The organism is Streptomyces sp. NPDC022910 (assembly GCF_055561075.1).
Genome location: NZ_JBVHHL010000010.1, coordinates 214,950 through 225,761, shown reverse-complemented (window position 1 = coordinate 225,761; position 10,812 = coordinate 214,950). Strand labels below are relative to the sequence as shown.

General features: G+C 68.8%; 4 protein-coding genes, 1 tRNA gene and 1 rRNA gene. 5 read left to right on the top strand and 1 reads right to left on the bottom strand.

The features are described from left to right. The 3 genes from rrf to ACZ3TS_RS13265 form a co-directional block, all read left to right on the top strand. Positions 1 to 93: ribosomal RNA gene (gene rrf / locus ACZ3TS_RS13275) — 5S ribosomal RNA — on the top strand; the annotation flags it as partial. Between the two features lie 112 nt (positions 94 to 205). Further along, positions 206 to 868 (top strand): DegT/DnrJ/EryC1/StrS family aminotransferase, encoded by a 663-nt coding sequence (locus ACZ3TS_RS13270; protein ID WP_467616947.1) that lies wholly within the window; start codon positions 206 to 208, stop codon positions 866 to 868. A gap of 84 nt (positions 869 to 952) precedes the next feature. After that, positions 953 to 1,025, top strand: a tRNA-Thr gene (locus ACZ3TS_RS13265). 84 nt (positions 1,026 to 1,109) lie between these two features. Here ACZ3TS_RS13265 and ACZ3TS_RS13260 read toward each other — a convergent pair. Beyond that, entirely contained in the window at positions 1,110 to 3,857 is a 2,748-nt protein-coding gene (locus tag ACZ3TS_RS13260; protein WP_467616928.1) for a SpoIIE family protein phosphatase, read from the bottom strand. Between the two features lie 375 nt (positions 3,858 to 4,232). Between ACZ3TS_RS13260 and ACZ3TS_RS13255 the strand changes: the two genes are divergently transcribed. Next, the gene (locus tag ACZ3TS_RS13255) at positions 4,233 to 9,698 is read left to right on the top strand and encodes a HAMP domain-containing protein (RefSeq protein ID WP_467616926.1); all 5,466 of its coding nucleotides are present in this window, start codon (positions 4,233 to 4,235) and stop codon (positions 9,696 to 9,698) included. 277 nt (positions 9,699 to 9,975) lie between these two features. Next, on the top strand, positions 9,976 to 10,659 hold the full coding sequence (locus tag ACZ3TS_RS13250) for a response regulator (RefSeq protein WP_467616924.1): 684 nt from the start codon (positions 9,976 to 9,978) through the stop codon (positions 10,657 to 10,659). The last annotated feature ends 153 nt before the right edge of the window (positions 10,660 to 10,812 follow it).

Here is a 10,812-nt window from a genome sequence, read left to right as displayed (position 1 = left end):
ACGCCCGGTTACATTCCGAACCCGGAAGCTAAGCCTTACAGCGCCGATGGTACTGCAGGGGGGACCCTGTGGGAGAGTAGGACACCGCCGAACAATTCTTCGGAGCTGGTTCCCGAACTTCGGTTCGGGGACCAGCTCTTTTGTGTTGCGTGTCACTTTGCGTTCACTTTGCCCTACCAGCATCCGAGCCATGGGTACCGCTGGAATGCTCACAGCCGCAGGCATCGGCGCCGGTGACGAGGTCATCGTGCCGGCCTTCGGAAACATCGAGGTTGCCGAGGCCGTGACCCTGGCCGGTGCGATGCCGGTCTTCGCCGACATAGACCCGGCGACGTACTGCCTCGACCCCTCCGCCGTCGAGGCAGTGATCAGCTCGGAGACCGTTGCGGTCGTAGTCGTCCACCGCTTCGGGCGGCCGGCCGACGTCGTGGGTCTGCACGAGATCGGGCAGCGGCACGGGCTCCTGGTGCTGGAGCAGGGCGAGTCCGAGACGCCGTACGCCGAGGTGGCGCAGCGCCGTGAGCGGGCCGCGTACCTCGACCGGCGGCTGCGCGGCGTGCGGACGCCCGAGGGCAGCGGTGGACACACCTATCAGCAGTACGTGGTGCGGGTGCCGGGCAATGGCCGGCCGGACCGGGACGCCTTCGCACGGGCCGTGCGGGCCAGGGGAGTTGAGTGCCGGGTGCCGGTGCAGACGCCGGTTCACCGTATGCCGGGGTTCCGGCGCGACGTGTGGCTGCCGGAGACCGAGCGGGCCGCCGATGAGACCCTCTCGCTGCCGGTGGAGGCGTCGCTGACGAAGCGTGAGATGAACCGGATCGTCTCTGCGTGCAACGCGCTGGGCGGGTTGCTGCAGCCCGCCTTCTGACCGGGTGCTCGTGGTTGGGGGCACACGTCCGTTCGGGGTAGGATCTATTCCGTTGCCGCGAGGGAAACCTCGAAAAGGTGACAGGCCCCTATAGCTCAGTCGGCAGAGCGTCTCCATGGTAAGGAGAAGGTCAACGGTTCGATTCCGTTTGGGGGCTCGAGCAAAAGGCCTCGCCCAGCAGGGCGAGGCCTTTTTCGTTTTCGAACTCGGGACGGTGGTACAGGCTTGGCCGGGCGCTCCCTCAGTCCTTCGGAAGGTCCGGCACCCGCATCGCGAGAATCGCCATGTCGTCGGAGGGGGCGTCGGACGCGAAGCGTTCGACCGCACGCATGATGCGCGCCGCCACCGCGCCCGCCGTGAGTCCCGTACAGGTCGTCAGGACGTCCGCGAGGCCGTCGTCGCCCAACATACGCGTGCCCTCGCGGCGTTCGGTGACGCCGTCCGTGACGCACAGCAGGACGTCGCCCGGATCGAGCGTCACCGTCTGCGCGTACAGCTCCAGGTCCTCCATGACGCCGAGGAGCGGCTGCGGCTCCGCGGCCGGTTCCACCGTCCCGTCCTGGCGCAGCCGGAGCGGAAGCGGGTGGCCGGCGCAGACCACCTTCAGGACCGCGCTGCCGTCCTCCTGCGGCCACAACTCGCCGTAGAGGAGCGTCAGGAAGCGGCTGCGGGCTCCCTCGTCGAGGATCGCGGAGTTGAGGCGCTCCAGGACCGCAGGACCGCCGAAGCCCTCGCGGGCCAGCAGACGGAGGGCGTGGCGGGCCAGACCCGTGACCGCCGCCGCCTCCGGACCCGTACCGCAGACGTCGCCGATGGCGAAGCCGTACGCGCCGTCGCGGATCGGGAACAGGTCATAGAAGTCGCCGCCGACCTCGTTGCCCTCGCCGGCCGCCCGGTAGATGACCTCGACCTCGACGCCGTCGACCTGGGGGAGCTCCGGCGGCAGCAGGCTGCGCTGGAGGGACTGGCTGATGGCCGTGCGCTCCGAGTACAGCCGGGCGTTGTCCAGTGCGAGGGCGGCCCGGCGGCTCAAGTCCTCGGCCAGTTCCAGGATCTCCTGGCGGAAATGTTCGTCCGTCGGCTTGCCCAGCGTCAGCATGCCGATGACGCGGTTGCGTGCCACGAGCGGGAGTACGACCGTTTCGCCGCCGACCGCCGAGGCCGTCGCCAGCGTCGTGCCGATGCCGGAGCTCACCGTCGCGGGCTCGCCCAGGCCCAGGCTCCGCATGGAAGTGCGGAGCGCCGCCCGGTGGGCCGCCTCCGCGGGGGCCGTCCAGACCCGGGCGCCCGGCGCGGGAATCGGTTCCGGCGGGGGGATCTTCGACAGGAGTGCCTTCAGGCCGTCGATGCGCTCCTCGTCCTCGTGCAGCACGTACGAGAGGTACGGCTCCGAGGCCTGGTCGGCGATCGTGTACACCGCGCACCAGGTGGCCAGGGTCGGGATGGTCATCTGGGCCATGAGCGCCAGCGTCTGGTCGCGGTCCAGGGTGCCGGCGAGGAGGTCGGAGGCCTCGACGAGGAAGCTCAGCGAGCCGCGGCGCAGCCGCTCCAGCTCGCCCAGGCGGGCCGATTCCACGGCGAGGGCGATGCGGTCGGCCGCGAACTGGAGGCGCAGCGCCTCCTCGTTGGAGTAGCGGGAGGGCGCCTCGGCGGCCACGCCTAGGGAGCCGGTGAGCCGGCCCTCCACCTTCAGCGGGACCGTCACCACCGAGCGCATGCCCGTTCCGGACAGCAGGGGGACCGCGCCCGGTACGGCCGTGAGGTCGTCGTGGACGGCCGGCATGCGGGCCGAGCCGTAGCGGCCGGGTCCCGCCTCGACCGGGACGCGGGCGAAGCGCTGGCGGGCGGAGGGCAGGCCGGTCGAGGCGCGCACCTCCAGCTCCGTTTCGTCGTCGGTGGCCAGGAGGAGGAAGGCCGCGTCGCCGTCGAGCATGTCGCGGGCGCGCTCCACCGTGCGCTGCAGCAGGCCGTCGAGGTCGTCGGGTGCGGGGGAGCCGATGAAGACCTCGAAGGGGTCCGCGGCCTGCCCGTCCGAGGTGGTCGTCGTGTCGGGAGCCGGTCCGCGCAACGGGGTCTGCAGGACGGCGCGTTCGTGGTCGCGTACGAGCAGACAGACCGTGGACGGTTCGCCTGCCGTGTCGCGTACGCGCAGATGAGAGGCGTAGACCGGGGTCACACGGCCGTCGGCGCCGCGGATGCCGTAGCTGCCCTCCCAGCGGGAGAGCTGGAGGGCCTCGGCGATGCCGGTACCGGTGCCGGGGGTGTGCGGCCAGGCCGCGAAGTCGGTGAGCGGCTTGCCGATGACCTGCTCGGCCGCGTACCCGAAGAGTTCCTCCGCGTCCTCGTTCCAGGCGGTGATGGAGCCTGTGCGGTCGATCTGGACGACCGCCACGCGGACCCGGCCGTCGGCGAGCGGGAGGAGGTCGGCGGGGAGGGAGGGGCCCGCAGCGCGGGTGCCCACCGGGCGCTCGGGGAGGTCCAGTTGGAACCAGACCTGCTTGTGCGTGGGCGTGTACTCGACGCCCCAGCGGCCGGCCAGAGCAGCGCAGAGCTGGAGGCCGCGGCCGCCCTCGCGGTCGGGGCCGCCCATGTTGATCGCGGTCGTCTGCAGCGGGATCTCGCGTTCCGGATAGCGGTCGGCCACCTCGATGCGCACGCCGTCGTCGCTGCGCAGACACAGGACGTCCGCGGCGGTGCCGGCATGGACGACGGCGTTGGTGACCAGTTCGCTGGTGAGGACCACGGCGTCGTCGACGATGTCGGCGAAGCCCCAGCCCTGGAGCGTGTCACGGACGAAGGACCGGGCGGTCGCGACCGATCGTCCGACGGGCTCGAAGCTGGCGGCCGCGCGCGCGGTGATCACAGAACTCCTTGTCCGGTTCTCGACGTGCGGGGCTCCCGGGCCGACCCGCTCCTGCCTGGGCAGTTGCTGGTTCCCCCCGTGCCGGGGATCCTGGGGTGGTCCCCCGGGATGCAGTCCGGTGGTCATGGTGAGGCGCCCCTCCGATGCCTGCCCGCTCGTGCTCGTGCCACCGCCCAGACCGGTCGGACCGGTACGGCTGGACAGCCGGATGCAAGGGTACTTACCTTCCGCGTCCATGCGGATGCCGGTCGCCGGTGTTTACGTCCGGAGGGTGTGCGGAGCGTGTGCGAAGCTGCCGAACTGTTATGGCCTGGTTGAGGCATGGTGAAACACTGGGCAAGCTTCCTGAGAAGGTCCGGGCAGGCCGAGTGTCTTTTGCCACGCAGGGCAGGAGCACGCGCGTGTGCCTGGTACATCGGGCAGCACGAGCATCAGTAACCGGTACGGCGAGCAGTAACCCTGAGCACAGCAGTGATGGTCGACCCCTGCGGGAGGGACACAGTGGAGTCTGGCGCAGCGACGCGGAGCACGAAGACGCGCGCAAAAGGCGGACAGTCCCTGAGCAACCAGCGCAAAACGCGCAATGGAACCACCGCGGTGGACACGGCGGCCCTGAACCGGCTGCTGGCGGCCCTGGTGTCCATGAGGGACGGCAACTTCCGGAAGCGTCTGACGGTCTCCGGCGACGGGGTGATGGCCGAAATCGCGGCTGTCTTCAATGAGGTGGCCGACCGGAATCTCCACCTGACCGGAGAGCTGGCACGCGTGCGGCGCATGGTCGGGCGTGAGGGAAAACTCACCGAGCGGCTGGAGGTGGGAGCGTGCGAGGGCTCCTGGGCGGCCGCGATCGACGCCTCCAACGCGCTCGTCGACGATCTGGCGCGCCCCGTCTCCGAGGTCAGCCGGGTGCTGTCCGCGGTGGCCGAGGGCGATCTGTCGCCGCGCATGGAGTTGCGGACGCCGGGGACGGACGGGACGGGGCAGCCGCTTCGCGGCGAGTTCCTGAAGGTCGGCCGTACGGTCAACAATCTGGTCGACCAGCTGTCGACGTTCACGGACGAGGTCACACGCGTGGCCAGCGAGGTGGGCACCGAGGGCAAGCTGGGCGGGCAGGCCCGGGTGCGCGGTATGTCCGGTTCGTGGAAGGACCTCACGGACTCCGTCAACACGATGGCGTACCGCCTGACCGCACAGGTGCGGGACATCGCACTGGTGACGACGGCCGTCGCGAAGGGTGACTTGTCCCGGAAGGTCACGGTTCATGTGGCCGGCGAGATGCTCGAGCTGAAGGAAACCGTCAACACGATGGTGGACCAGCTGTCCTCCTTCTCCTCCGAGGTGACCCGGGTGGCCCGCGAGGTGGGCACCGAGGGTGAGCTGGGGGGCCAGGCGCAGGTGCCCGGGGTGGCCGGCGTGTGGAAGGACCTCACCGACTCGGTGAACCTGATGGCCGGCAATCTGACTGCCCAGGTGCGCGGGATCGCGCAGGTGACGACCGCGGTGGCCAACGGTGACCTGTCGCAGAAGGTGACCGTGTCGGCGCGGGGCGAGGTCGCGCAGCTCGCCGAGACGATCAACCAGATGACCGAGACGTTGCGCACCTTCGCGGACGAGGTCACCCGAGTGGCCAACGAGGTCGGTGCCGAGGGCCAGCTCGGCGGTCAGGCGAACGTTCCGGGTGCGGCGGGAACGTGGAAGGATCTCACCGATTCGGTGAACACGGTCTTCCGGAATCTGACCACTCAGGTGCGCGACATCGCCGCGGTGACGACGGCGGTGGCCAACGGTGACCTGTCGCAGAAGGTCACCGTCGACGTCGCCGGCGAGATGCTGGAGCTGAAGAACACCGTCAACGGGATGGTGGACCAGCTGTCCGCCTTCGGCTCCGAGGTCACGCGAGTCGCTCGGGAGATCGGTGTCGAGGGTGAGCTGGGCGGTCAGGCGCAGGTGACGGGCGCCGCCGGCACCTGGAAGGACCTCACGGACTCGGTCAACACCGCGTTCCGCAACCTCACCGGCCAGGTCCGCAACATTGCCCAGGTCACGACCGCGGTGGCCAATGGCGACCTGTCGCAGAAGGTCACGGTGGACGTCTCCGGTGAGATGCTCCAGCTGAAGAACACCGTGAACACGATGGTGGATCAGCTCTCGAACTTCGCCGAGCAGGTCACGCGCATGGCCCGGGACGTCGGCACGGAGGGCCGCCTGGGCGGCCAGGCCGTGGTGCCGGGCGTCAGCGGCACCTGGAAGGAACTCACCGACTCCGTCAACTTCATGGCGGGCAACCTCACCTCACAGGTGCGGCAGATCGCCCAGGTGACGACGGCGGTGGCCCGCGGTGACCTGTCGCAGAAGATCGACGTGGACGCGCGCGGCGAGATCCTGGAGCTGAAGAACACCATCAACAACCTGGTGGACCAGCTTTCCGCCTTCGCCGAGCAGGTGACCCGGGTGGCCCGCGAGGTGGGCACCGAGGGCCGGCTCGGCGGTCAGGCGCAGGTGCCCGGCGTGGCCGGCGTGTGGCGCGATCTGACCGACTCCGTGAACGGCATGGCCGGCAACCTCACCACGCAGGTGCGCAACATCGCGCAGGTCGCGACGGCGGTGGCCCGCGGTGACCTGTCGCAGAAGATCGACGTGGACGCGCGCGGCGAGATCCTGGAGCTGAAGAACACCCTCAATACGATGGTCGACCAGCTCTCCAACTTCGCCGAGCAGGTGACGCGGGTGGCCCGCGAGGTGGGCACCGAGGGCATCCTCGGCGGCCAGGCGGAGGTTCAGGGTGTCTCCGGAACCTGGAAGGACCTCACGCAGTCCGTGAACTTCATGGCGAACAACCTGACCATTCAGGTGCGCAACATCGCCGAGGTCACGACCGCGGTCGCCAAGGGCGACCTGTCCAAGAAGATCACCGTCGACGCCAAGGGCGAGATCCTGGAACTGGTCACCACCGTCAACACGATGGTGGACCAGCTGTCGTCCTTCGCCGAGCAGGTGACGCGGGTGGCCCGCGAGGTGGGCACCGAGGGCATCCTCGGCGGCCAGGCGCACGTGCCAGGCGTCACCGGCATCTGGAAGGACCTCAACGACAACGTCAACCTGATGGCCAACAACCTGACCACACAGGTGCGCAACATCTCACAGGTCGCGGCGGCCGTCGCCAACGGTGATCTGACGCGGACGGTGACGATCGAGGCGCGCGGCGAGGTCGCGCAGCTCGCCGACACCTTCAACACCATGGTGAAGACGCTGAGTTCGTTCGCCGACCAGGTCACCAAGGTGGCCCGCGAGGTGGGCACGGACGGCATCCTCGGGGGCCAGGCACACGTACCGGGTGTGGCCGGTACGTGGAAGGACCTCACCGAGTCCGTGAATCAGATGGCGTCCAACCTCACCGGTCAGGTCCGCAACATCGCCATGGTCACCACGGCCATCGCCAAGGGCGACCTGACCAAGAAGATCGACATCGACGCCCGCGGTGAGATCCTCGAGCTGAAGACCACCATCAACACCATGGTCGACCAGCTCTCGTCCTTCGCCGAGGAGGTCACCCGGGTCGCCCGCGAGGTGGGCACGGAAGGGCAGCTCGGCGGCCAGGCGCGCGTCCGGGACGTCGACGGAACCTGGCGCGACCTGACCGAGTCGGTGAACGAGATGGCCGGGAACCTGACCCGTCAGGTGCGCGCGATCGCGCGCGTGGCGACCGCCGTGACCCGTGGCGACCTCAACCTGAAGATCGACGTGGACGCCTCCGGCGAGATCCAGGAGCTTCAGGACTACATCAACAAGATGATCGCCAACCTGCGCGACACCACGATCGCCAACAAGGAGCAGGACTGGCTCAAGGGCAACCTGGCGCGCATCTCGGCGCTGATGCAGGGCCGCCGCGACCTGGAGGACGTGGCCTCGCTGATCATGAGCGAGCTGACGCCGGTGGTCTCCGCGCAGCACGGCGCGTTCTTCCTCGCGATGCCGCTGGTCGACGGCAAGGACCTGGGTGCCGAGACGGACGACGCGTACGAGCTGCGGATGCTGGGGTCGTACGGCTACTCGATGGGCTCCATGCCGACGTCGTTCCGGCCGGGTGAGGCGCTCATCGGGACGGCCGCCCTGGAGAAGCGCACGATCCTGGTGGAGAACGCGCCGAGCGGCTATCTGAGGATCTCCTCCGGGCTCGGGGAGGCACCGCCCGCGCAGGTGATCGTCCTTCCGGTGCTCTTCGAGGGGAAGGTGCTCGGCGTGATCGAGCTCGCCTCCTTCACGCCGTTCACACAGATCCAGAAGGACTTCCTCAACCAGATCGCCGAGATGATCGCGACGAGCGTCAACACCATCTCCGTCAATACCAAGACCGAGGTGCTGCTGAAGCAGTCGCAGGAGCTGACCGAGCAGCTCCGGCTCCGGTCCGAGGAGTTGGAGCAGCGGCAGAAGGCCCTCCAGGCGTCCAACGCCGAACTGGAGGAGAAGGCCGAACTGCTGGCCCAGCAGAACCGTGACATCGAGGTCAAGAACACCGAGATCGAGGAGGCGCGGCAGGTCCTGGAGGAGCGTGCCGAGCAGCTCGCGGTCTCCATGCGCTACAAGAGCGAGTTCCTGGCCAACATGTCGCACGAGCTGCGCACGCCGCTCAACTCCCTGTTGATCCTCGCCAAGTTGCTCGCCGACAACGCCGAGGGGAACCTCTCGCCGAAGCAGGTCGAGTTCGCCGAGACCATCCACGGCGCAGGCTCCGACCTGCTCCAGCTGATCAACGATATCCTCGACCTGTCGAAGGTCGAGGCGGGCAAGATGGACGTGTCGCCGACGCGTATCGCGCTCGTCCAGCTCGTCGACTACGTGGAGGCCACCTTCCGGCCGCTGACCGCCGAGAAGGGCCTCGACTTCTCCGTACGGGTCTCTCCCGAGCTGCCCGCCACCCTGCACACCGACGAGCAGCGCCTCCTGCAGGTGCTGCGCAACCTGCTGTCCAACGCGGTGAAGTTCACCGACACCGGGGCCGTCGAACTGGTCATCCGGCCCGCGGGCAGCGATGTGCCCGTGGCCATCCGGGAGCAGTTGCTGGAGGCGGGTTCGCTGCGGGACCCGGACGCGGCAATGATCGCGTTCTCCGTGGCCGACACGGGCATCGGCATCGCGGCCAGCAAGATGCGGGTGATCTTCGAGGCGTTCAAGCAGGCTGACGGGACCACGAGCCGCAAGTACGGCGGTACGGGTCTGGGGCTGTCCATCTCGCGCGAGATCGCGCGGCTGCTCGGCGGCGAGATCCACGCGCAGAGCGAGCCCGGACGCGGCTCGACGTTCACGCTGTATTTGCCGCTGCACCCGAGCGAACTGCCGCCGCACGGTTACTCGCAGCTCGCGGCCGCCTTGGAGGCCGAGGAACTGCTGGCGTCCGAGGCGGAGCTGTCCGCGCCGGACATCGAGACACCGGCCGAGGTGAAGTCGTACCGGGAGACCCAGAACGGGCCCGCGGCGCTGTTCCGCCGCCGGCGCAGGGCGGTCTTCACGGGCGCGCAGCGCTCGGGCGCGGGGCAGGAGCAGTGGTCCGGGGAGCAGCAGGAAGGGATGCTGCCCCGGCAGGGCGTGCGGTTCGAGAGTGAGAAGGTACTGATCGTCGACGACGACATCCGCAATGTCTTCGCGCTCACCAGCGTCCTGGAGCAGCACGGCCTGTCGGTGCTGTACGCCGAGAACGGCCGGGAGGGCATCGAGGTCCTGGAACAGCACGACGACGTGGCGGTCGTCCTGATGGACATCATGATGCCCGAGATGGACGGGTATGCCACGACGACGGCGATCCGGCGGATGCCGCAGTTCGCGGGGCTGCCGATCATCGCGCTGACGGCGAAGGCGATGAAGGGCGACCGGGAGAAGGCGATCGACTCGGGCGCTTCCGACTACGTGACCAAGCCGGTCGATCCCGATCATCTGCTGTCGGTGATGGAACAGTGGATGCGTGAGGAGTGAGGGGGCCCCTGAATGTTCACGCGGAGTTGCTGACCGAGTGTGGCCGCAGCCGTGTAGAAGTGCGGTGTACGGGGAACCTTCTGGTCTCCTGTTGCGTTTCTGCTACGTGCACAGTGACATCGCGGTGACAGGGTGTGGCGACAGGCGGGGTGCGGCTACGATGACCGGCACAAGGACGGGCGGCGCAAGGGAGTCGTCCCCTGGGGTGACGCCGGGCGGCGTCACCCCGAGTCCTGAGGACAGGGGAGGCCCCAAGCCGGGGCGAGGAGGGCGGGCCATGGTGCAGAAGGCCAAGATCCTCCTGGTCGATGACCGGCCGGAGAATCTGCTGGCGCTGGAGGCCATCCTCTCCGCGCTCGATCAGACGCTGGTCAGGGCATCGTCCGGGGAGGAAGCGCTCAAGGCACTGCTGACGGACGACTTCGCGGTCATTCTGCTGGACGTCCAAATGCCGGGCATGGACGGTTTCGAGACCGCCGCGCACATCAAGCGACGGGAGCGGACCAGGGACATCCCGATCATCTTCCTGACCGCCATCAACCACGGCCCGCATCACACCTTCCGCGGGTACGCGGCGGGTGCGGTGGACTACATCTCCAAGCCCTTCGACCCGTGGGTGCTGCGCGCGAAGGTCTCGGTGTTCGTCGAGCTCTACATGAAGAACTGCCAACTCCGGGAGCAGGCGGCCCTGCTCCGGCTCCAGTTGGAAGGCGGCGGCAAGTCCGCGGCCGGCGAGAACAAGGAGCCTGCCGGACTCCTCGCCGAGCTCTCCGCGCGGCTCGCGGCGGTCGAGGAGCAGGCGGAGGCACTGTCCAAGCAGCTCGACGACGACGCGGCCGACGCGGCGGCGGTGGCGACCGCGGCCCATCTCGAACGCAAACTCACGGGGTTGCGCAGGGCGCTGGACGCCCTGGAACCGGGCACGGGCAGCGGCGCGCCCACTCTGCCGTCCCAGAACTGACGGGCTGCTCCACGGGTTCGCTCGGCGGAGTGGAGCTTCGGCGTGCCGCCTCCTTCCGCGGGGTGGCCCGAGTGAGCTTGTTTCGGCACCCCTTGAGCCGGCGTCAGCTTCGCGCCTCTCCTGGGCCGACACGAACGGGTGAACCCGTGGGCA

Coding starts and splice junctions, on each gene's coding strand:
- ACZ3TS_RS13270 (WP_467616947.1), top strand. CDS start 206: ATGCTCACAGCCGCAGGCATCGGCGCCGGTGACGAGGTCATCGTGCCG.
- ACZ3TS_RS13250 (WP_467616924.1), top strand. CDS start 9,976: ATGGTGCAGAAGGCCAAGATCCTCCTGGTCGATGACCGGCCGGAGAAT.
- ACZ3TS_RS13260 (WP_467616928.1), bottom strand. CDS start 3,857: ATGACCACCGGACTGCATCCCGGGGGACCACCCCAGGATCCCCGGCAC.